This is a genomic window from Niabella insulisoli, assembly GCF_039652435.2.
Taxonomy (GTDB): Bacteria; Bacteroidota; Bacteroidia; order Chitinophagales; family Chitinophagaceae; genus Niabella; species Niabella insulamsoli.
This window is the reverse complement of record NZ_CP190246.1, coordinates 255,633-277,390: the sequence shown is the minus strand read 5'-3', so window position 1 is coordinate 277,390 and position 21,758 is coordinate 255,633. Positions and strand designations below refer to the sequence as shown.

Genomic DNA, 21,758 nt, shown 5'->3' with positions numbered 1-21,758 from the left:
ATCTTTGATTTCTAAAAAAGCTCCTCCTCTTCTTCGGGCGCTTCGAGTTGGCTGTAGAGATAATTATCTTTTACAAAATTGCACCAATGGCAATCTTCCCTGCCGCAGCCTTTATAAAAATCTTTCGCCTGGATTTTATCCCATACCGTTTTTATCTGCTCCCTTACAAATGATACATCTTCCGGAGTGATCACCACTTTTATTTTTTGGAAATTATTATTACCGTCGGGCTCGATAAAATCGAACTCAGTGCTTACCACTTTCCAATCTTTAAGTTCGTAGTTATCCAGCAGGATTTTGTAGAACACGGCCTGTCGCCAATAATCGCCGCCATCGGGCGCTTTATCGTAGGGCGCCCTTAACTTGGATAGCGCCCTGTCCACGTTACCAGTTTTATAATCTACCACGTTGACCTCTTTTCCTGAAAACTCCAGCTTATCTAATTTACCTTTTAATGGAATATCATTAACGATGACCGCTTTGATATTGGTCTCCACGGCGACCACTTTATTCCAGCTATCGACATATTTTTTATAATACGCGGGAATAATGATCGACCCCTGCTCCATTCTCCGTTCGAAAGCTTCTTTGGTAAAGCTCTGGCGGTGGCGCATCATATACCAGCTGAAATCATCCAGCATTGTTTCAACCGGCGCAAACTGTTCATTGTCTTTCAGCTTTCTAAACAAGCGTTCTAAAGCAAAGTGAATAGCGCTACCAAATTCAGTCGCTTCGTTTTTACCGGAGGGAATGCGCAGCAAGTTTTGATAATAAAATTTCAGCGGGCAACTCAGGTAACTATTGAGCGCTGTTACGTTCATGACAAACTTCGACAGCAGTCCCTCAATAAAATCATCTTCGAGGTTACGGATGACGGGCTGGTAGCCGCTAAACATCAGATGTTGAAAGGCGAACATTTTTTCGGGATCCAATTGCTTTTTTTGTACCTCAAACTGGTGTTGCTCCTGTATTTCTGCAATAAACATCGAAGGTTCCAGTTCTTTGCCCTCCGCATTTAACTTGGCGTAAGAAATATGCAAAAATTGCTCAGCGCGGGTCAGCGCTACATAAAACACACGCCTCAGCTCCTCTTCATCGCTTGTTTTTGATTGAGATGAAAAAATGGTGGAAGGCAATTTATAACCCATGCTGCGCTTTCTTTTCTTTTCCCAGAAAGAAGCGTTGGCGCCGGCAAAAAAAACATGTTCGAATTCCAGCCCCTTGCTTCCATGCGCGGTCAGCAGGTTTACGCCTTTATCATTTCCTGTAGTTCGCATCAGCGGCAGCGGTATATCTTCTTTTTCCATCAATCCAAAAAGCTGCACAAGCGCCGTAAGATCAAGAGAGGGGTTGCGCCGGTTTTCTTCTTTTATAAAATCATAGAACGCCGTGAGGGATTGCATCAACTCAATCTTCTGATCATTGTTCATGATATAAGTCAGCACGCCTGCCGTTTGAATGATATGATCTATCAATTGCTGAATGGTCACATTATTTACATCGCCGATCAACTGCTCCAGCAAATGAGAACAATTTTTCAGGCTTTGGTTCAGCCCTTCGTCGAATAAATCCCTGGGCGGCCTGTTGGCCTTTTCATACAGTAGTTCCCGCAAAGAAGTCGGATCATTTTTAAACCTTCGCTGATTGGCTTCCACATTCAGTTTGGCAATTTCAATCGGCGGATTATTATAAAAATCAAAATGTAAAATTTCAAACAACAGTTCGTCGCCTCGGTAAGGTGTGTCCTGCTCCGCTTCCAGATAATAAAGGATTTTAATAATCTTTTTTATGAACGGCGCATGGAGCAGGTTCACGTTGCGTTTGCTATAAAAAGGAATGTTCTTCTGGCGCAGGTATCCGGCCAGCGTTTCACCATATTTATTTTCTTTATAAATAACGGCAATGTTGCCTGGCGCGACGCCTGCTGTTACCAGGTCTTCAATTTCAAAAACCAGTCCGGCCATCTCTTCGGCAACCGAATTATACTCTGTTATAGTGGGTTGGTGTTGCAAATGACTGATCGCGAGGTTCGCTGCAACTAACTCCTTGCTCAAGCCGGGGATTTGTTTCACCAGGCGCTCCTCGTTTCGGTTGATCAAAGTTTTGGATACATCCAGAATCGGCTGCACGCTCCGGTAATTACTCGTTAGCACGATCGTACGCAGGTCTTTCACATACTGATTGGCGAAGTCGAGCATGTTTTGAATATTGGCGCCCTGAAAACGGTAAATACTCTGGTCATCATCGCCCACAACGAAAATATTCGGCTGCTCCCAATAGCTGATGAGCAACTGAACGATTTTATTTTGCGTGCCGCTGGTATCCTGAAACTCATCCACTAAAATATATTGAAAGCGCTCCTGGTAATCGGATAGCAGGTTAGGATTTTCTTCAAAAGCAGCAATCACCCAATTGATCATATCATCAAAATCATACCGCTTATTACGCCTCATAATGTCTTGGTAATTTTCAAATTCATCTACCGCCGCCCGGAGCTTTTCCAGCCGGCGCAGTTCCTCATCATAGGCCGGCTTCCTGTCGCCCTTTTTCCATTTTCCGGCACGGTTTGTTTTATAAATGAAACTTTCATCGTCGGCGAGCAACTTCGCATAATCATCAATGCGTTCATGCAGGTAAGCCGGCGACCAACCTTCCCGCTTCATGGTCGAAAAGAGTTGGCTTAAAGGACCTGCTTCATAATACACGTCACCGCGGTATCTTTTTAATGGATGCTCTTTGGAAAAACCATCAATCAGTTGCTTAAAATATTCCACCTGTTCGAGATCGGAAACAGGATCGAGCGATGTCTTTTCAAAAAGAGAAAGATTGTCCTGGATGACATCGTTGCAAAAAGCGTGAAACGTGTATAGGTTAACTTTATAAGCGTCGGCGCCGATAAATTGCTGCAGCCTTTTGCGCATCGCCACTACGCCCGCGTCGGTATAGGTCAGACAAAGAACATTTTCGGGTAAAGCGTCGGTTTCCAATAAAATTTTGCCAATCCGCGCTGCCAGTATTTGTGTCTTTCCGGTTCCCGGCCCTGCAATTACCATCACCGGGCCTTCGAGTGTATTAACGGCAATTTGCTGTTCGGGGTTCAGGTTTTTGAATACTTCGCTAAACTGCGCTTCCAATCTTTCTTTACTAATAGCCATAAGGCAAGTTAGTGAAAAGGATGTGTTTTCACAATCATTTACGGCAGAGGAATTTGTTCGATCGAGATGCGAAATTCCTGCAACCGCGAGCTAAATATAGTTCCGGTTTTTTAGCTCAAGGTATTTGTTGATCGTGTTCACGGTTAATTGCTCCGGCGTGGTTAAAACGCTGAGTATGCCGTTTTGATGAAGTTCTTTCACCATTTGCTTTTTTTCAAAAACAAATTTTTCGGCAATGGCCTTTACATACACCTGTTCCAGGTCGTCGGCGGCCGTGTTGGTGAGCGCCCTAAGCGCAGTGTTCTCAAAAAATACAATGAGTAGCAGGTGATAATGTGCAATTTTCTTAAAGGCCGGCATTTCGCGCTTAAGCGATTCCAAAGATTCGAAATTCGTAAACAACACAACAAGGCCTCGGCTGGTGACACGGCCGCGGATAAGGGCATACAGCCTTTCATAATCCGCTTCCAGGTAATCGGTTTGCTGTTGATACAACGCCTCCAGGATCAGGTTCATTTGTCCACGCTTTTTATCAGCCGTCAAAAAGGTGTCTGTCTTTTGCGCAAAGGTGATCAGTCCGGCTTTGTCCTGCTTAATCATCGCAATATTGGCGAGCACCAGCGAGGCGTTGATGGCATGATCCAAAAGCGTCATACCATCGAAAGGCATTTTCATCACACGCCCTTTATTAATCACGCAGTAAATCTGCTGGCTTTTTTCATCTGTATAACTATTGATCATCAAATTGCCTTTACGGCCAGTCGCCTTCCAATTGATGGTGCGATAATCATCGCCCTGCACATATTCTTTGATCTGCTCAAACTCACTGCTGTGGCCCAACCGGCGGATACGTTTGATACCAGCCTCCTGCAACCTGTTGGTCGCGGCCAGCATTTGATAGCGGCGCATTTGCACAAAAGACGGATAAACTTTAGCGCTATGCCGGGCAGCGATGGCGTAATGGCGCTTTGCGAGCTTCAACGGGCCGGTCACGATCACATTGATGTTTTCAAAATGATAAACACCGCGCGTCAGCGGCTGAACGGTATAGTCGATTGTTTCTGAAACACCTGCGGGTACGCGCATGCGGCGCTCCCAGTCTGTGATTTGAAGTTGCACGGGCAACTCATCGATCACCAACACCGAAGCGGCAAAGTGGTACCTGTTTGAAATAAAAAGTGAAACAGGATTATGATCCCCGAGGCTCAATCTTTCCGCGAGCTGGCGCGTCGCCACGATGCCGGCCTTGCGGGCATAGAGCAACCCCAGGTCGATGCCAACAGCGATGAATAAACAAATTAAAACAGCCGTTGCCAGCGCATAAAGCACGGGCATAAAATAGCCGGCCATGAAAAGAACAGCCGCCGCGCCACCGATGTAATAAACGATTTTATTTAAGTAAAACGATTTCAAGGTAGTGAATGAATACTGAATGTTGGTCAACCGGTTGTCAAAGCATAAACTTTGCGGGCTCAATCATCAACGGGGTATTTCAAGGCTGTTGATGATTTGTTTAATAATATCATTTTCACTAATGCCTTCCATTTCCTTTTCGGGGGAAAGCATAATACGGTGCCGGAGCACGGGCGCCGCTACAGATAAAATATCATCGGGCGTTACAAAATCACGGCCCTGAATGGCCGCCATCGCTTTAGATGCATTCATGATGGCCAAAGAAGCGCGCGGCGATGCGCCAAGATAGATCGACTTATCGTTCCTGGTCTGGTGTACCAGCTTTGCGATAAAGCCCAGCAGTTTTTCTTCAACCAATATTTCTTTTACCTGCTGCCTCAGTTGATTGATCTGCGCAGCAGTCAGCGCCGCCTGCACATTTTGAAGGATGGCGCGGTTACCCATTTGATGAAACAACGTAAGAATTTGCAATTCTTCCTTTTCGCTGGGATAAGGGACTTCGATTTTAAAAAGAAAACGATCGAGTTGCGCTTCGGGTAGGCGATAAGTGCCTTCCTGCTCCACCGGGTTTTGAGTGGCCATCACCATGAAGGGCGCTTCCATCGGGTAAGTAATGCCATCGATTGAAATCTGGCGTTCTTCCATTACTTCGAGCAGCGCTGCCTGCGTTTTAGCAGGCGCCCGATTGATCTCATCTACCAGAACGATATTACCAAACACGGGGCCTTTTTTAAATTCAAACTTCGCGTCGGCAGGATTGAAAACGGGCGTTCCTATCACATCAGACGGCATAAGATCGGGCGTAAACTGCAACCGCGCAAAAGATGCGTCGACTGCTTTAGCGATTAATTTTGCCGTCAGCGTTTTGGCCACGCCGGGAACCCCTTCTATCAATACATGCCCATCGGCAAGGAGGGCAACAATCATCAGCCGCACCATTTCGTCCTGGCCTACGATAACTTTTCTGATCTCCGCGGTTATTTTAGCAACCGCCCCGTTCAACAAACTAAGGTCCATTCTATTTTCGAAAATTGGATCTTGCATATTTTATGCTTTTATTCATTGTTATAAAATTCGTCGATATTGTGTTGTAGCGCTATAAGTTCAGTATCGCTAAAAGCATCGCCATTGCTGATTCTCCTGATTTGGGAAACAATTTGCTTCACTAAAAATTGATTCACGCCTGATTTAAAATGCAGTTCCTGCTCAAAAGAAGCGTTCAGGTCTTTTGAAAAAATACGGTACCGGCTGCGAACATGCTCTAAAAAATAGGTGCTGATCTTATACGCCAAATTAGTGTGATCGCCACGTTCATAATAAAGCAATCCCATTGTTTTTACAAAATCGAGCGAATCGTTGGATGGCTTTTGCAGGTGCGGTATCACTCTTTGCCTCCGGCGCATTTCTGTAATCGTGAATAATAACATCAAGGCCAAAACAGTTAAAATTCCCGCTCTGAAAAAATTGTTTTCCAGGATCGCAGCCAGCCAGCCTTTATTGTTTTTTCGCGGTTCGTCTTTCTTAAAATATTCATCCCAGATCAGCAAAGACGTTTCGAACGGCAAGCGGGAAAAGATTTTTTCAAAGTAAGCAATATTGTTTTTATACAAAAGAAAATAGTTGGTAAAAGCAATGGGCGACAAATGAAGATACAGGTTGCCCGCCCCTTTTTTCAGATGTATAAAATTGGGTTGGCCATCATTGCCAAAGCCTAAAATATCGGTAATCGAATCATCGGTTTGCGTAAAATAGCCTTCTATCGATATCCCCGGATAAGCGTAAGCCGGCGCCCCCGTAAAATAGCGCGCCGCAAGCTGCGCCTGCATCGTATCGCCCTCAAAAGCGCCATAAGGGTAATAACTAAAATGGTGTGTTTTGGAAAACGCTTTTATAAACCGGTACCACTCTTCATTTCCTGAAAAAGTGCTGATAAAAACATTGTTGCCACGATCGATATAAGTGATCAGGTCGTCAACATCATATGAAGAGGGCCGAAACTCCGGCTGCAGAATTACATAAAGCTGATCAGGTTTATTGTCGCCAAACATTTTATTATTGCCTGGCGGGCTATAATTGATTTTATGCTGCGCTCTTGGAAAAAATCTTCTGAGGCTTTCGTAGAACACATAAGCGCCGTATGGATTTTTATCTTTTTTATTAAGAGATATACGCGTGCTGATCCGTTGCCGCCGCGGCATGGCGCGCACCACCAGGTATAATACAAATACCAGCAATCCAAAGCCTAATATGTACAAAGGAAGCTTTTTCAATTATTGATGCAGCGTTTTATAAAAATGATCAAAAGATTGTTTCATTTGCCGGTATTGCTGCTCATCAACCGAAAAAGCGCCATACCAGCTATATTCAAAATGGCGCGTAGCGTTAAAAAAATCGGTGTAAAAAGGCGTTGCGCTTACCTGCATCAGGTAATCATAATTTGTCTTGTCGGGTTGATAATGGATTACTTTCTTTTCGGATAGTAGTTTCAGCAGCTGCAAATAATGAAGCCGCACAGCGAGCCTGAAATTGCCCTGAGCGACTGCTTCACCGATTCTTTCAGGAAAAGAAATAGAAAAAATATCACCATCCCCCGGTTTGTTGGCATCGGGCCTTCTTGCTGCTGATGGTTTTTTTCTAAAGAGTATAACATTGCTTTCCCTGAGATACCATGCCAGCAGGACGACAAATAAAAATATAACCACATAGATCCAGTTTTTATGAATACTGAAACTTCGTTCGGCCGGTGGGGTGAAGCCTTTGTTCACATATTCAAAATCCGGATCCTGTTTAAGCCGGCTTAAAAAATTGCTATCCAATACCCTTCCGCCCAATACTACAACAGGCACGCTATCTCTCCGATCAAACGCATTGGCCCTATCGCGCCGGCTTCGTTCACGCGGGTTTTGCTGTTCTTCAAAATTGTCGATATCTGGAATTGAATCCACCAACACGGGCTGCGCGGCAAGCTGCACCGCCATAGAAATATGCATTATTAAAAATGCAACAGTGTTCAGGAAATACGTTTTATGCCTGTTCATATTCCGGATTAACCAATAACGGCCTCGTTTCAAATTGCCTTGCCAGACGCATCGGATAGATCATAAAATACCAGACAACAAAAGCGGCTGACGCCAGCGTGATCAAACTGGTAAACCAGGCGGCATCATTGTAAAGACGTGTAATCAACCCCTCAAAAAAAGCGGCCAAAATAAAAACCGGCACCACACCGATCAGCATTTTAAGTCCGTCTTTAGCGCCTTCCCTGAAGGCTGCGAGCCGGCTTTTAGTTCCGGGAAATAAATAGCTTTTGCCTAAAACAAAACCAGATGCCCCGGCAATGATAATGGCTGTTATTTCAAGTGTTCCGTGCACAAAAACCACTAGCCAAAATTGAAGCCCGTAACCATGGGAGGCGAACAACTCATCAAAAACGCCGACCATCGCGCCGGTTTCAGCAAGCTTGTACATAGTAGGGATTCCACAGAAAATGCCCGACATAAAAAATATAAAAGCCACTTTAATATTATTGATCATAATGCCGAGCCAGCTTAGTATGGGATCGCCGCTTTCGTAAATGCCAAATGGATTGCCGCGTTCGATATTTTCAATGGTCTGGTCGACATAGCCGCTTCCAAAAAAACTTCTGGCTACCTCCGCATCCTGCGCGGATACTAAAAAACCCAACAGAAAAAAAAGCGTAAATAAGCCTAAAGAAAACAACACCGTTTTATGATGCTTCCGAATGGTTAACGGCAACTCATATCGCCAGAAAGTTTTTAAACGGCTGGTCTCTTCCTTTCTGTTGCGATAGATCGACAAATACATCCGCGCCGCTTGTGTGTTTAAATATTGGGCGGTTTTGCTGTCTTTGTAAAAGGTTTTAGCGTAAGCTAAGTCATCCACGGTTTGGGTAAATGCACTGGCCATTTCGTCGGGCGAAGTAGGCGGCTGCTCTTCGAGGGCCAGCCAACGGTCTTTATTTTTTCTTATGAATAGTGCCTCTCTCAATTAACTGTGTTTAGAAACTAAAATACAAAATTTATAGAGCAGGCAAAGTTTTTTATAGGTAGCTTCTCTTCTTTGAGCATCGTTTCACAAAGATCATTGGGGATGGGGCGGCCATACCTTCCCCCTTGGTCTTACCAAAAAAAATATTTAGTTGCGCCTGCTTGAAAAATAGGCAACACTTTCAGCAATGGCTTTTTCAATACTTTGATAAACCATACCCAACGCGGCAACAGAACTGTGGTTATGATAATAATTTTTAACACGGAGGATGTGCATATTGTTAGAGCAAAGACTGGTTTTGATTTTAAGACATCTTAACAGGTCGCCCAAACGACCTGCCGTCAACAGCAGCCAGGTTGGTATGGGCAGCAATAGCTGCTTTCGGCCGGTGCACGTTTTTACCAATTGGAAGAAGGTTTTAAAACTTATATTGTGGCCAGCCAACAAATATCGTTGCCCGTTGATACCTTGTCGCATACATTGTTCAATGCCGGCCGCAACGTCTTTCACGGCTACAAAATTCTTTCCGCCCGGCGGATAAAACAACAGCCTTTTTTTCATCGCCATCATGATAATTTTACCGCTGCTGGGTTTGCTATCGTTGGGGCCGATCATAAACGTCGGGTTGACGATATGCACAGTAAGCTCTTTTTGTTTTGATAGTACTAAGGTTTCCGCAGCGGCCTTGCTTCTGGCATAAAAAGATTTTGTAAACGGCCACCGCATGGCTTTGTGTTCCGGTATCTCATGAGGCGCGCCAAGTCCGTATCCAATTGTATTGGCCGTACTTACGTAGATAAATTTTTTCACCCCGGCCTTTACTGCCGCAGACAAAACATTTTCAGTGGCGTTATAATTGATTTGATAATAATCCCGGTAAGAAAGCAAGTCCTGGCGCGTTGCAGCGGCCGCGTGCACAACCACATCAACATCCATCAAATGAACAGATAGATCAGAAGTCAGCGTTGCTTCTATTAGCTGTAGCCGATGATCGGGCTTGGGTTTGTAGCTGCTTTTAGACCGAACCAGCCCTTTCACCGTATAACCTCTTTGTAAAAGCAGCAGTGCGAGATTCGTTCCCAGCAAACCGCTTATTCCGGTCACCAATACTGTCATCCGATTTCCTTTTTGATATTATATGTCAGCAAAGGTAGTTTGATCCAAATGGGTAGCAAGACGATGGCCAGCCAACTCCATGGGTTCACCATAATGACCCTGTCTCTTTTAACTAATTTTCGGATGCAGCGAGCCGCTACTTTATCGGGTTGCAATAAAGTGAGCCGGCCAATCATACCCAGCTTCTTAATACGCCGGCATACATCTTCGTTGGTCGCCATAGCGCCCGGGTTCACCACGCTCACGACTACGTTGGTATCTTTTAACTCTTCGCTAAGCCCACGCGAGAAGGAATGAATAAACGTTTTCGACGCAGGATACACGGTTTTATATCCAATCGGGGAAAAGGCGGCCATGCTTGACACATTCAGGATATAGGCCTGTTGCTGGCGAAGCAGGTTGGGCAGCAACTGGTGGGTAAGCAAAGAAGTAGCTACCACGTTAACCTGCATGATACTGTCGATATATTGCACCGTCGCTTCCGTGAATTTTTTCGTGCCGCCCAGCCCCGCGTTATTTATAAGCATATAAATATTAAAATGCTGATTGATCCACTTACAAAGTGAAATGACATTTTGCTTGAAAGCCAGATCTGTTTCATAATAGGAAACTTTTATATCGTAGGCTTCAGACAGATCAGCGGCCAGCCGGGAAAGGCCCTGGCCCGGTAAGCTGATCAACACGAGGTTTATGCGTTGTGCGGCCAACACTTTTGCAAAAGCGCTGCCCAGCCCAAGACTGGCGCCGGTAATGACGGCATATTTTTCTTTTAGGTTCATCAGTAAGCTTTTTTCTAAACAATTATGATGTTGCACCAGCAGATAATCCGGCCTTGGCCTTTCCTCTTTTATATCTTTTAATAAAAAACAGTATAATGCTTGCAATCAACATAGTCAACTCCTTCTTTTATATTAAAGTTTTCTTACCCGGCCAGACCCCGAGATCGATGTATGAATATCCGGCGAACCGCTATACCACACATCCCCGCTGCCGGAAATGGACACATCCAGCCTGTCTTCGGCCCAAACCTTCGCCGCACCCGAACCTGTAAGCCTAACATTGGCCTTTTCGCTGCGCATTTGAGGCGATTCATAATTTCCATTACCACTAATGGTGATGGCTTGTTCCTGGATATTGCCCGCCTCAATTGCAATATTTCCTGATCCAGTAATATCGGCGTCCACGGAGGCGGCTGTTATTTTTTGAAGCTTTATATTGCCGCTGCCGCTAATCCTTAAATTGAGATAGGTGGACGTGATAACCGTCTGCGCAGTAAAATTTCCGGAGCCTGAAATTGCAGCGCCGTCAAGATCAGGATTGGATATATAGACTTTTACGCTACCTTTTTTGATCGATATATTCGGCCGGGTTTTTACAACAAGCGTATGGCCTTTTACTTCTGCCAGGATATAGCCCTGTATATTTTGAGCTGCCTCCACTTCAACCGATCGTGCGGCGCCTTGCACAAATTGTACATCGCCGCTAAAAGCGGCTTCTATCGCGGTAAAGCCAGGCACAACACGGGCCTCTTTAACTGCCGGGCCTTCGGGAAATATCTTTTTACAGCCTGAAGCGAAAGTCAACAACGCGGCTACATAAGCGAAAAGTGATAACTGTTTCATTTGTTCATGTTTTTAGATTTGCGGCTTGGCCGCTATTTTTTAAAGATTAATATTTACGCCTGCTAATGCGCCGATGGTAATAGCGAAAGACGATTCACTATCATTCTTTCTCCAGAGATAGTTATCCCCGAAAATTTTTGAGTCCGCATATTTATAGGTATTCAAAGCCGGGCCGGCTACGACTTCAATGGCGGGGTTTATTTTATAAGCGAGTAGCGCGCGCAGCGACTGTGTATGTTTGAAAAAAGTGAAATCCGTTTTGGAGATAGCGACAGCTTCGGCATTTATGCGAAACGGCTCGCTTAGGCCAATATGATAGCCCATGCCCGCTTCCATTTGAAACACCGTCTTCTTCAATTCGTTTCCCACGCCAATACTAATAATGCCATAGGTCTTGCGGCCTCCCGTTCTTAAAACGATATTTGCGGAGGCATCGTCATAAACCTGCACACCAATTTGCTGCTCGCCGGTTTTGATAATATTGATGAGACCAATAGGATGATCGGAGCTATCCGCAATATTGACTAAGCCAGCAATTTGCACGCCTTTCACAGATGTTGCCACATTGACAAGCCCCGCGATTTGTGTATGAACGGTTTTATTAATATTTACGAGTCCTGCAATCTGTAGTATTTCGAAGTGGCTTGAATTGCTCAATCCCGCGATCTGAACAAAGCCATTGCCCGACTTTTGATTATGCAAGCCCGCAATTTGAAGGCCCCTGCCATTGGCTGCTGCGTTGTATAAACCTGCAATTGAAACGCCTTTATCAGATCCGCTCACTTTATTGAGCAGGCCGCTTATCATCACGCCTTTATTATTACCGTACAGCTTATGATATAAACCGCCGATCGCAACGCCTTTGTTATTGAAATTTACACCCTGCAAGATTTGCAGGGAAAAGGAAGGGCTGATCTGTTTTGCATACTTGCCTTGTGTGCTGACTGGTGTAAACAACCCAAGATGAACAGTGTTAGCGACGGGTTCTTGTGCAATGCCTTTTAAACCAATCACGCAAAAAGCGATGCATAAAATGTTGTTTTTGATTTGCATAATCTTAATGTATATACCTGATACACATTAAGCGCATATAACCCCTATGCTTTGTCAAAAAATAGTAATGCCCGCGCTAAAACCCAGGCACAATCCGTCTTTCGAACCTTTTCTCAAAGGTATCATGTGCTTATTGAAACTTTTGTAATAATCGTTGTCGTGTTTATGGACAGGTAGTTGATACTGCAAACGGGGGCCGGCAAACAATTGCATTTTCTTATGAAGCTGGTAGATCAAAAGAGGCTGCAGTGCCACTATGCTATAATCCGTGTCGAACTGCTTCGCGGAAGTAAAATGCAGATTGGACAGCTCGGCCGCCATCCTGAGTTTCCCTTTTAACGCCCATTCGCTGCCCAGGCCGTATCCAAAAAAATAGTGGCGCCCCTTGTCGGTAGGAAGCGTTCCCGCCTGCAAAATATTGTAAAGCCGATAACTGCCAGATTTATAACTCAGGTTCCACTGGCCGTTTTCCTGGGTCGAAACAGACAAAGCATGTTTTCCATTGCGGCTATAATTGATGGGCCCGATGGCAATACCATTCATGGTATCTGCGAGATTTATAAAGCCCAATTGAAATCCGTTTATTTTTTTAGCACTGTTGACAACGCCTGCTATTTGTGCGCCTTTGGCTACTTGCACGGACTTGTTTAAAACTCCCGCGATTTGCAAACCGGTAAATTCCTGGTCGCGGTTGTAGATGCCGGCAATTTGCAGCGCTTTCGTGCTGCTTTTATTGATGTTGACCAGCCCGCCAACCTGCAAACCGCTAAGGTTGCCGCCTACGTCATTATAAAGGCCGGCCAGTTGTACACCGTCCAGTTTCCCTCCCACAATATTGAACAGGCCGCCCACCTGAAAAGAGCGGACATGCTTTTGCACGATATTAAACAGGCCGCCGATTTCAAGCGCATCAACCTGCGCTGCATAACCGCCGAATACATTAAAAGAAATTTTATTTTCCTGTTGGCCTTTCAATGCGCTTTTGGTGCCGATGCCCGGCCAAAAACCCAACTGGAATTTACGCTGGTAAAAATAATTTTTCAGATTGAGGCTGCTGAACTTCTGCTTGGTACTGATAACGCTGCGCGCCAGCCAATGCCTTTCCACCGACCTGATGGTTATGCCTTCCTCAGTGGTGATATTGGGCGTCAAGCCAAGGTTGATGCTTAAATTCGTTTTAGCCGCAACCGTAAAACTTGTATCATAATAAGAAACGCGATTAACTAAAAGTTTTACTTCATCGCCGACAGGTATTTTAAGGGAAAAACGGCCCTGCTCGTCCGACATGGTGCCAAGTTTCAAGACAGGTTCATACAACGATACATAAGCCACAGGCTGCTGATCTGTGTGATCAAAAAAGCGGCCTTGCACCGTGATATATTCCTGCTCCTTTCGCCTGATAACGATTTTATTATTATTGATGATGTAATAATAATCCCGGTCGAAAATCATATCCAGCACGTCCTTTAGCGGCTTGTTATCCACCGTGAAGGAAATTTTTTTCTGATTTTTTATAAATTGATTGTCATAAGAAAAATAAAATCCAGCTTTCTTTTCAATCTGTAGTAGCGCATCATACATCGTGATATTTCTAAAATCAACCGATATTTTTTGCTGCAGCATTTTGTTTTGGGCCAGCAGGGATGGACCGCTCACCAACCACACAATCAGGATAAAATAATTTTTCAAAAAGGGCTTATTTAGTAATGAGGTATCGGTTGTTCTTTTTGCTCCAGGAGGCACCAATGGTGACGGCAATACCATCGATAATCTGGTCGGGTGTTTCCACACCGATAACATACGTGCTTGTAATTTTTTTACTTTTTAATTCCGGTGCGGTTTCAACTTCGACGTTATACAAGTCCTCCACCATCTGCACCACGCTATCAATACGATCATCTTTAACGCGAAGCAACCGGCTTTTTAATACCGCTTCAATATTCGTTTGCAGCGCTACTACCTTGAGCTGCCGGGCACTATTATCTTTTACAATCTTTTGTTGCGCCGTAGCTGTTACCGACTGGTTTTGGAACGTAGCTTTTACTTTTCCACTATGCACGAATACAGTTTGAAACCGGGCGTTCTGCTGAATCGTAAATGAAGTGCCCAGCACGGCCACATCCACATCGCCACTATGAATAACGAAAGGCTTTTGTGGATTTTTAGCGATATCAAAAAAGGCGTCACCGCTTAAAGTCACCGTCCTATGTTTCTTATTGAAATCCGAAGCGACCGCCAGCGTTGCGTTGGCAAACAAAGTTACCTGGCTATTGTCTTGGAGTTTAATATTTTCTGTCGCTGCCTCGGCCGTATATAGCGCTGGCCTGGGCTTATCGATAAAAATCGCCAATATGATGACGGCCATTACAGACGCCGCTATCGCGCCCATTTTCCACAAAGCCGGGCGAAGCCGATAGACTTTTTTAGAGCCAGTTGCTGCCCCAAGTTGCTGTTGAAGCTGGTGCCAGGCTTTTTGCTTATTCATCCCTTTGTATTCGGGATTTATTTTTGCCTGTTTCCAGATCGTAATCGTATCGTCGTATATTTTTTTGTTGTTCGCGTCAGCTTCCAGCCAAAGCTCCACTTCCTGTTGCTCCGAAGCGCTCAACGTCTGTTCATAAAAAGCTATCAATTTATGTTCCATAAAATTATAAATTGATGAGTTGAATAATGAATAATGGCAACACACTCACCAGGTATTCCGATAACCCATTTCGTAAAAACTTCAATGCTTTAGACATTTGATTTTCTACCGTCTTAACGGAAATACCCATCGCTTCAGCTACTTCTTTGTAGCTGAAGCCCGATTGCCTGCACAGAAAAAATACGGCAGCGCATTTTTCGGGAAGCTGGTTCACCAAGTATTGTATTTTCTCATGTAATTCTTTTTCTTCTGCCTGATGGTGATGATCGAAACGGCCGGCAGCCATCAGCGTCGATTGAGCATGGTTTGTTTGCACCACTTTATGCTTGAGCTGATTAAGGCACTCGTTTCTCACAGAAGTATAGAGATACGACTTTACGGTTTCCGGCCTGATCTTTTCGCGGCCCTGCCAAAGCTTTACAAAAATGTTTTGAATAATATCATCCACGTAGGTTTCCGCCTTCAGTATAGAGCAGGCATAGCCGTATAATGCTTCATAATGAAGATCAAAAACAGTCTTGTATTGAACGCTGTCCAAAGCCATCTTAAGCTACAAAAATAACATCACTACCTTTAATACAACCTACGTTATAATTCCCCCTATTAGCCGTGAAAAAAAATTTGGATTGGGGAATCAATAACAATCGCTATCATCAGGCATTTCCAGTTACCTTTTGACATATAAATGAAACTTATTATTTTACAGCAAACATTTCCAGATGCCGGTTGTAAGTGTTCCCACAAGTTTTAACATCAGCCTCGAGTTTGATACACCCGGGCTGGGGCGGCGCATGTCTTCGCTGGTTATCGATTTGCTGGTGCAGTATGTTTATTTAATATTGATCGGGTATATGATGCGCACTTTGTTCGCGTCCGTGTCTGACTTTAACAAATGGGCGCTTTGGCTTATTTTTTCTTTACCGGTATTATTATATCATATTGTTTGGGAAGCCATTGCCAACGGGCAAAGCATCGGAAAAAAAATAACCGGGCTGCGCGTAGTAAGCTTCAATGGCGGCCGGCCAACGATTAGTCAGCTGCTAATTAGATGGCTGCTTCGGATTTCCGATCTTTGGATCATTCCGTTACTGATACTTGCTTTTTACCTGATCGCCGGATTGGGTAATGCAGAGCTCATCTTTATTTTTGTTTTTGCGATGGGCTTTTTAATGACGGATATAATGCTGGTAGCGCGATCGGAAAAAGCGCAGCGCATAGGCGACATCCTGGCGCAAACGATCGTTATTAAAACCTCAATCAAAGAAAGCCTGAGCAGTACTATTTTTACGGAAGTGGAACAAGACTATGCGCCGCTATTTCCGCAGGCAATGCGCATCAGCGATAAAGATTTGAATTTTATCAAAAAGATATTGGACCGCAACAAAAAATCGCCCTACAGTAAAGAATTGATGAGCGCCGCTGAAAAAGTGAAAGCCTATTTGCAGTTAGAAACCGACCTGCCTCCAGGTGCATTTTTGGAGCGGCTACTGAAAGATTACAATTATCTCTCGTCAAGATAATCAAGCCACTGCTTTTAAAAATCGGAGACTACCCCGCGAAGAGGGAGCCCAGCATACCGCCCAAAAGAGAAAGTACAAATAAACCTACGATCAGGAGCATAACAATACCCCACACTTTGAAATAGCGCGACAGATGGCGCAGGGCAAGCTGTAGTTTTTCCTGCTGACCTTCTTTCACGGCTGCTTGCGCCAGCGACGAAAAGCGATACAAAAAGTAAAAAACAAGAACGCTTAAGAGCACGGAGAGCGCCACCGAAATATATACACTTCCCTGTGCAAGCTGCTGCACCTGCTGCTCGTTGAAACCTTCCGGCACAGCAGTCGGCGCCACAGTAGTGGGTTTTGTAAAAACGCCCAATACGCCCGCAAGGGTTCCGGCAAGCGACACAATAGCGGCTATGCCGGCAATACGCGCCGCGTTATATATATATTTATATAGCCCCGTGTCGGGCTGAGACTGTTGTACTTCCGACATTATAATAAGTTGAAAAGATTTCCGGCCAGTTGGAACGCGGCAAATATGATCACAACAATGAAAAAATTCCGCAGATATAAGAACGCTTCGGCAAGTTGCGTTGCATCTTTTTGCAATACGCCCAAAACCAGCGCGCGAGAGGCCTTATGCAAATAAAACAAAACCATTGCAGCCATAAAAAACAAAATGAAAAAGGCTGCCACTAAGACCGGATAGAAATAATTACTTCCGCCGGGCAACAATGTTTCCGCAATACCGCTGAGGATTTGCGCGCCGCTAAACAGCATCACGAGCACGATACTCGCGCCAATTCCAAAACCAATAACAGAGATCAACCGGGTCCAGCGGGCAATTTCAAGCAGGGCTTTATCTATTTCATTCAAAGGCTCCGTTCCAAAAATAGAGTCGGGCTGCTTTTGTTCTTCTTCCTGAATCATCCGGCAAAGATATTACTCTGTCCAGTTTAGCCGCTATATTTAAGGATTATTATTCAGGGCTTTGTTTTGCCGGATGGTTTCAACAAAATCTACGACTACCTCTGTTTCGGCTGCTGAAACCCAATGCATTTCCGACTGCGCTTTGAACCAGGTCATCTGCCGCTTGGCATACTGGCGGGTATGTTGTTGGATTTGCACAACCGCCTCCGGCAACGTCAGCCTTCCATCAAAAAAATCAAATAGTTCTTTATATCCTACCGTTTGCAGCGCGTTCAAATGGCGGTAAGGCCACAAACCGCGGGCTTCCGCTTCGAGGCCGGCTTCCATCATCCATTCCACGCGTTGATTAATCCGCTCATTCAATAAAGGGCGCGGCAGTTCTAATCCTATTTTTATGGTTTGAAAAAAACGCGGCGGCTTCTGCTGTGCCCTAAAAGTTAAAATAGACTGGCCCGTACCCAGCGCCACTTCTAAGGCGCGCATCATGCGTTGTGGATTTTTCATTTCGCCTTTGGCCGCAAAAATGGGATCATGCAGTTGCAATTGGCCCCGTAGCCAGTTTGTGCCCGACTGCCGATAACCGTCAATCACCTGCTGCCGGATTTTTTCAGGCACTTCCGGAATAAAATCCAACCCCTCTGTTAATGCTTTTATATAAAGGCCGGTGCCGCCGGTTACAATTACGATGTCGTGGATTTTAAAAAGCTCCTCCAGCAAATGGAGCGCATAGGTTTCATACCAGGCGGCATTAATATTTTCATGAATAGAATGAGAAGCTATAAAAAAATGAGGCGCTTCCTTCAGTTCGTCAACGGAAGGCCGGGCCACGCCGATATCCATTTCTTTAAAACACTGGCGGCTGTCGGCGGATAAAACAACCGTGTTGAAATGCCGGGCTAAAGCAATGGCGTGAGAAGTTTTACCAACGGCGGTTGGTCCGGCGACGACTATTATAATTTTTTGCTGAATTGCTTATTGGTTTTACGTCAGAAGGGTAATGAAGAAATTGTAACGGAAAGAGGGATAGGATCGCGCTTAATCTTCTTCATCCTGGTAATCATCTGAAGATTCTTCTACGCCCATGTCCTCGCCTTCCTCATTCTTTTCGTTGAAGCCTTCGGCTCCGCGAGACAGGTCATATTTTTCTTCAATATCGGCAAATTTATCGCCTAACAGCCCTTTTGTGCCGTATTGCTTGGGGGCAATGCCTTCGCTGCGCACCACGCCCGGATACTCCTGCCGGCTATCGGCTTCCTTGGAAACATTGATTAACTCGATTAAAAAATTCCACAGCTTGTGAAAATCGTAGGTATAGGTAAACTTTTGGTTTGTGTTTTTGATTTCCGAACCGACCGTTGTTTCCCTCATCATCAGCGGCTCAACCCGATACGATTTATCATATTTTTCCAGGGAGATTTCCCTTCCCTGCTGCCAATTATCATTGCTCCGGTAAAATGTTGCCTGATGCCTGTTGTCAAATTCGTAAGCTTTCAAAATAACGGCATGTAAATCGAAAAAAGTTTGAGTATGCCTAATCACCACATCGCGGTAAATGCTGTCGTCCTCTTCAAAATAGACCCTGAATTTAAAGATTGCCATGAGGCGAATTTACGAAAATGTGTGGAGATGATGGCGAAGCGCAAGGAAAGTTTAAATGCAAAAACGCGGGAAGGAAAGCGAACTTTTGTTTTCATAATGTATAGCCCCACCTTCTTCATAATCTTCTTTCTTCGAAAAACATACTGCTTTTAGAAGGAGCGTTAGGCCGTACCTATAATTTGTTATTTTTGCGCCTCCTGTTGAGTAACAATTGATTTTCTTACATAAACCCTTATTCTCTGATATGAGTTCTGCACAACATCCCCATAAAAAAACGCCCATCGAAAAACTGGTGGACCCGATACAAAGTTTTATTCAACTCGAAAAATCGGGCGGTATTGTGTTGGGCATCAGTGTGCTAATTGCGTTGGTGCTTGCCAATTCGGGATGGGCAGATATCTATCATCACTTTTTAGAATATACGCTCGGCTTTCAATGGAACGGGGACACTTATTTTGAATTTAACCTGCACCACTGGATCAACGACGGATTGATGGCCGTTTTCTTCTTTGTTGTAGGCCTCGAATTAAAGAGGGAGATTATTGCAGGAGAACTGTCGAATCCGCGCAACGCCATTTTGCCCATTGGCGCCGCTTTGGGCGGTATGGTGGTTCCGGCGCTTATTTATGTTGCGCTCAACCCGTCCGGCGAAGCGAGCAGCGGATGGGGCATTCCGATGGCAACAGATATCGCTTTTGCGCTGGGCGTTTTACACTTATTAGGTAGAAGAATTCCTTTATCCCTCAAAATATTTTTAACGGCGCTGGCCATTGTTGATGACCTGGGCGCGGTGATGGTTATTGCTTTTTTCTATACCTCGGAAATTTCTTTCTGGCACCTGCTTATCGGGAGCCTGGTTTTACTTACCATGTACGCAGGCAACAAACTGGGCGTAAGAAGTATCTTCTTTTATGCCATTTTAGGTATCGGCGGCGTTTGGAGTACTTTTTTGCTCTCTGGCGTGCATGCTACGATCGCTTCGGTGCTCGTCGCTTTTACTATTCCGGCAGATGTGAAGATCAAAGAGCACTTATTTATTGATAAAATTCAACGTTACCTGGACCGGTTTAGAAATATAGACCCTACCGAACATAAACCCACATTGACGGGCGAACAGCTTCATGTGATAGAAAAAATACAGGTGGCCACAGTGGCTGCAACGCCGCCGCTGCAAAGATTGGAACACTCGATGCACCCGTTTGTTACTTTTGTGATCATTCCCATTTTTGCAATTGCCAACGCGGGCGTCTCATTAAATATCGACCTCGACAATTTGTTCAGCACCAATGTTGCGCTGGGCATTGCGGCCGGACTTTTGATCGGCAAATTAGTTGGTGTAGTATGCTTTAGCCTCTTACTGATTAAGCTAAAAATATCAACATTTCCGGAAGGTATGAACGTGCAAAATCTTGTCGGCGTCGGCCTGTTAGCGGCTATCGGGTTTACGATGTCGCTGTTTATTACATCGCTTGCTTTTTCAAACGAAGCGCATATCACGCAAGCTAAGATTGGCATTTTTGCAGCGTCCATCCTGGCCGGTGTAGCAGGATATATTGTGTTGAGCAGGCAATCCAAAAAACAAACGGCAACGAGCTGATCATTCTATAATTTTCCATTTTCCGCCCTCGGGCTTCACTTCTATTTTGGAAAGATACCAGGACGCGCCTTTGTTATTATTTCCCTGGAAAAATAAATAATAGCGTCCATCGTTTGCTTTAAAAATATCGGGATGGCCCGACTCGCTTTCATTCCACGATCCCGGAGCGCCATTGGGAAGAAAAGGAAGATTTGAAAGGCGTTTCCAGCGAATACCATCGACACTTTTGGCAACACCGATCTGCTGTGGCTCGTTGTTGTAGCCTCCTGCATAAAACATATACAGGGCGTTCCCGATTTGAATGCAACTGGCGCCTTCCACACAATTTTTTTCCCAGTCAAGAGTAGGTTTCAATATAGAGCTATCCACGAGCTGCGTCCATTCCTCCCGGTTAAAACTTGTGTTGAGCGAAGCGGTTGCTGCTACGCCCTGCATCTGAACTCGGTAACTGCTGTCGCGGGTGGCAAAATAGAGAAAATACCTGCCGTTGAAAGGCACAACTTCAGCATCAATGGCGCGGCCACAGTTCCATTCGCCGGTTGGATGAAATACAGGATTGGTCGGATTTCGCGAAAACACAAGCCCGTCATCAGACACAGCGTGGCATATCGCATCATTTTTTCCATTTCCATAGGTTTGATAAAAAAGGTGTACCTGGTCGTTTTTCACCAGCGCACCCGGCGCACAAAGCCCGTTTTTTTCATACGCAGCCGCCGGCTTGATAGCGCCGATTTTTTTCCAATGGGTCAAATCACTGCTCGCCGCAATGCCGATGCTCCAACTCTTATTTTGATGGCCGGGAACGGAATAATACATCAGATATTGCCCTTTAAAATAAACGATTTTTGGGTCCTTGGCTATGGGGCGGGCTATAACGCCGGAGTCGCTGTAATACATTGTGGGCAGCTGCTGAGCCTGTGCGCCAAGCGGTATTATTGTGCATGCGGCTAAGGCACATAAAACGGCAAACTTCATAATGTTAATCGATTAAAATTAAAGATCGAACCATAAAAATAGCGATCTGCCTGCAACTCTTCAGCATCACTTTTTTTACTATTAGAAAAATCCTCCTTGCATCAACATTTTAAAATACCGGTTGCGCAATCGATTGACTATGAG

At 44.8% G+C, this 21,758-nt stretch carries 20 protein-coding genes; 2 read left to right on the top strand and 18 right to left on the bottom strand.

The features are described from left to right. Positions 1-11: 11 nt before the first annotated feature. From ABDK00_RS01095 to ABDK00_RS01035, 13 genes are all read right to left on the bottom strand, one after another. Positions 12-3,155, bottom strand: a complete 3,144-nt coding sequence (locus tag ABDK00_RS01095; RefSeq protein WP_346237660.1) for an ATP-dependent DNA helicase — start codon at positions 3,153-3,155, stop codon at positions 12-14. Between the two features lie 90 nt (positions 3,156-3,245). After that, positions 3,246-4,568: a DUF58 domain-containing protein gene (locus ABDK00_RS01090; RefSeq protein WP_346237659.1), complete on the bottom strand. Its 1,323-nt coding sequence runs from the start codon at positions 4,566-4,568 to the stop codon at positions 3,246-3,248. A 66-nt stretch (positions 4,569-4,634) separates the two neighbouring features. Then, positions 4,635-5,612, bottom strand: coding sequence for a MoxR family ATPase (locus ABDK00_RS01085; RefSeq protein WP_346237658.1), 978 nt, complete (start codon positions 5,610-5,612; stop codon positions 4,635-4,637). A gap of 11 nt (positions 5,613-5,623) precedes the next feature. Next, positions 5,624-6,838, bottom strand: a complete 1,215-nt coding sequence (locus ABDK00_RS01080; RefSeq protein ID WP_346237657.1) for a DUF4350 domain-containing protein — start codon at positions 6,836-6,838, stop codon at positions 5,624-5,626. After that, positions 6,839-7,606, bottom strand: a complete 768-nt coding sequence (locus ABDK00_RS01075; RefSeq protein ID WP_428400357.1) for a DUF4129 domain-containing protein — start codon at positions 7,604-7,606, stop codon at positions 6,839-6,841. Then, on the bottom strand, positions 7,593-8,576 hold the full coding sequence (locus tag ABDK00_RS01070; RefSeq protein WP_346237655.1) for a stage II sporulation protein M: 984 nt from the start codon (positions 8,574-8,576) through the stop codon (positions 7,593-7,595). Before ABDK00_RS01070 ends, ABDK00_RS01075 begins: the two co-directional genes overlap by 14 nt. A gap of 147 nt (positions 8,577-8,723) precedes the next feature. After that, positions 8,724-9,692, bottom strand: a complete 969-nt coding sequence (locus ABDK00_RS01065) for an NAD-dependent epimerase/dehydratase family protein (protein ID WP_346237654.1) — start codon at positions 9,690-9,692, stop codon at positions 8,724-8,726. Beyond that, complete coding sequence (locus tag ABDK00_RS01060; RefSeq protein WP_346237653.1) at positions 9,689-10,471, bottom strand: SDR family NAD(P)-dependent oxidoreductase; 783 nt, start codon at positions 10,469-10,471, stop codon at positions 9,689-9,691. Before ABDK00_RS01060 ends, ABDK00_RS01065 begins: the two co-directional genes overlap by 4 nt. Positions 10,472-10,603: 132 nt before the next feature. Next, on the bottom strand, positions 10,604-11,314 hold the full coding sequence (locus tag ABDK00_RS01055) for a head GIN domain-containing protein (protein ID WP_346237652.1): 711 nt from the start codon (positions 11,312-11,314) through the stop codon (positions 10,604-10,606). A gap of 39 nt (positions 11,315-11,353) precedes the next feature. Then, complete coding sequence (locus ABDK00_RS01050; protein ID WP_346237651.1) at positions 11,354-12,367, bottom strand: hypothetical protein; 1,014 nt, start codon at positions 12,365-12,367, stop codon at positions 11,354-11,356. A gap of 54 nt (positions 12,368-12,421) precedes the next feature. Continuing rightward, positions 12,422-14,056 carry an STN and carboxypeptidase regulatory-like domain-containing protein gene (locus ABDK00_RS01045; protein ID WP_346237650.1) on the bottom strand — a complete coding sequence of 545 codons (1,635 nt, stop codon included), beginning with the start codon at positions 14,054-14,056 and terminating at the stop codon, positions 12,422-12,424. 7 nt (positions 14,057-14,063) lie between these two features. Next, positions 14,064-15,011, bottom strand: coding sequence for a FecR family protein (locus ABDK00_RS01040; RefSeq protein WP_346237649.1), 948 nt, complete (start codon positions 15,009-15,011; stop codon positions 14,064-14,066). A 4-nt stretch (positions 15,012-15,015) separates the two neighbouring features. Further along, positions 15,016-15,555 (bottom strand): RNA polymerase sigma-70 factor, encoded by a 540-nt coding sequence (locus ABDK00_RS01035; RefSeq protein WP_346237648.1) that lies wholly within the window; start codon positions 15,553-15,555, stop codon positions 15,016-15,018. A 175-nt stretch (positions 15,556-15,730) separates the two neighbouring features. On the opposite strand from ABDK00_RS01035, the gene ABDK00_RS01030 reads away from it, so the two are divergent. After that, on the top strand, positions 15,731-16,531 hold the full coding sequence (locus tag ABDK00_RS01030) for an RDD family protein (protein ID WP_346237647.1): 801 nt from the start codon (positions 15,731-15,733) through the stop codon (positions 16,529-16,531). Between the two features lie 28 nt (positions 16,532-16,559). On the opposite strand, the gene ABDK00_RS01025 is transcribed toward ABDK00_RS01030, so the two are convergent. From ABDK00_RS01025 to ABDK00_RS01010, 4 genes are all read right to left on the bottom strand, one after another. Further along, positions 16,560-17,006, bottom strand: coding sequence for a hypothetical protein (locus tag ABDK00_RS01025; RefSeq protein WP_346237646.1), 447 nt, complete (start codon positions 17,004-17,006; stop codon positions 16,560-16,562). Further along, positions 17,006-17,443, bottom strand: a complete 438-nt coding sequence (locus tag ABDK00_RS01020; protein ID WP_346237645.1) for a hypothetical protein — start codon at positions 17,441-17,443, stop codon at positions 17,006-17,008. Before ABDK00_RS01020 ends, ABDK00_RS01025 begins: the two co-directional genes overlap by 1 nt. Positions 17,444-17,482: 39 nt before the next feature. Beyond that, positions 17,483-18,394, bottom strand: coding sequence for a tRNA (adenosine(37)-N6)-dimethylallyltransferase MiaA (gene miaA / locus ABDK00_RS01015; protein WP_346238300.1), 912 nt, complete (start codon positions 18,392-18,394; stop codon positions 17,483-17,485). Between the two features lie 84 nt (positions 18,395-18,478). Then, complete coding sequence (locus ABDK00_RS01010; RefSeq protein ID WP_346237644.1) at positions 18,479-19,042, bottom strand: IS1096 element passenger TnpR family protein; 564 nt, start codon at positions 19,040-19,042, stop codon at positions 18,479-18,481. A 244-nt stretch (positions 19,043-19,286) separates the two neighbouring features. On the opposite strand from ABDK00_RS01010, the gene nhaA reads away from it, so the two are divergent. Beyond that, positions 19,287-20,639 carry a Na+/H+ antiporter NhaA gene (nhaA, locus tag ABDK00_RS01005; RefSeq protein WP_346237643.1) on the top strand — a complete coding sequence of 451 codons (1,353 nt, stop codon included), beginning with the start codon at positions 19,287-19,289 and terminating at the stop codon, positions 20,637-20,639. On the opposite strand, the gene ABDK00_RS01000 is transcribed toward nhaA, so the two are convergent. Beyond that, entirely contained in the window at positions 20,640-21,614 is a 975-nt protein-coding gene (locus ABDK00_RS01000; protein WP_346237642.1) for a family 43 glycosylhydrolase, read from the bottom strand. Positions 21,615-21,758 lie beyond the last annotated feature (144 nt).

Bases quoted from the DNA above. Each gene is read 5' to 3' on its own strand.
- ABDK00_RS01095 (WP_346237660.1), bottom strand. From the start codon at position 3,155: ATGGCTATTAGTAAAGAAAGATTGGAAGCGCAGTTTAGCGAAGTATTC.
- ABDK00_RS01085 (WP_346237658.1), bottom strand. From the start codon at position 5,612: ATGCAAGATCCAATTTTCGAAAATAGAATGGACCTTAGTTTGTTGAAC.
- ABDK00_RS01075 (WP_428400357.1), bottom strand. From the start codon at position 7,606: ATGAACAGGCATAAAACGTATTTCCTGAACACTGTTGCATTTTTAATA.
- ABDK00_RS01065 (WP_346237654.1), bottom strand. From the start codon at position 9,692: ATGACAGTATTGGTGACCGGAATAAGCGGTTTGCTGGGAACGAATCTC.
- ABDK00_RS01060 (WP_346237653.1), bottom strand. From the start codon at position 10,471: ATGAACCTAAAAGAAAAATATGCCGTCATTACCGGCGCCAGTCTTGGG.
- ABDK00_RS01055 (WP_346237652.1), bottom strand. From the start codon at position 11,314: ATGAAACAGTTATCACTTTTCGCTTATGTAGCCGCGTTGTTGACTTTC.
- ABDK00_RS01050 (WP_346237651.1), bottom strand. From the start codon at position 12,367: ATGCAAATCAAAAACAACATTTTATGCATCGCTTTTTGCGTGATTGGT.
- ABDK00_RS01040 (WP_346237649.1), bottom strand. From the start codon at position 15,011: ATGGAACATAAATTGATAGCTTTTTATGAACAGACGTTGAGCGCTTCG.
- ABDK00_RS01035 (WP_346237648.1), bottom strand. From the start codon at position 15,555: ATGGCTTTGGACAGCGTTCAATACAAGACTGTTTTTGATCTTCATTAT.
- ABDK00_RS01030 (WP_346237647.1), top strand. From the start codon at position 15,731: ATGCCGGTTGTAAGTGTTCCCACAAGTTTTAACATCAGCCTCGAGTTT.
- ABDK00_RS01025 (WP_346237646.1), bottom strand. From the start codon at position 17,006: ATGTCGGAAGTACAACAGTCTCAGCCCGACACGGGGCTATATAAATAT.
- ABDK00_RS01020 (WP_346237645.1), bottom strand. From the start codon at position 17,443: ATGATTCAGGAAGAAGAACAAAAGCAGCCCGACTCTATTTTTGGAACG.
- ABDK00_RS01010 (WP_346237644.1), bottom strand. From the start codon at position 19,042: ATGGCAATCTTTAAATTCAGGGTCTATTTTGAAGAGGACGACAGCATT.
- nhaA (WP_346237643.1), top strand. From the start codon at position 19,287: ATGAGTTCTGCACAACATCCCCATAAAAAAACGCCCATCGAAAAACTG.
- ABDK00_RS01000 (WP_346237642.1), bottom strand. From the start codon at position 21,614: ATGAAGTTTGCCGTTTTATGTGCCTTAGCCGCATGCACAATAATACCG.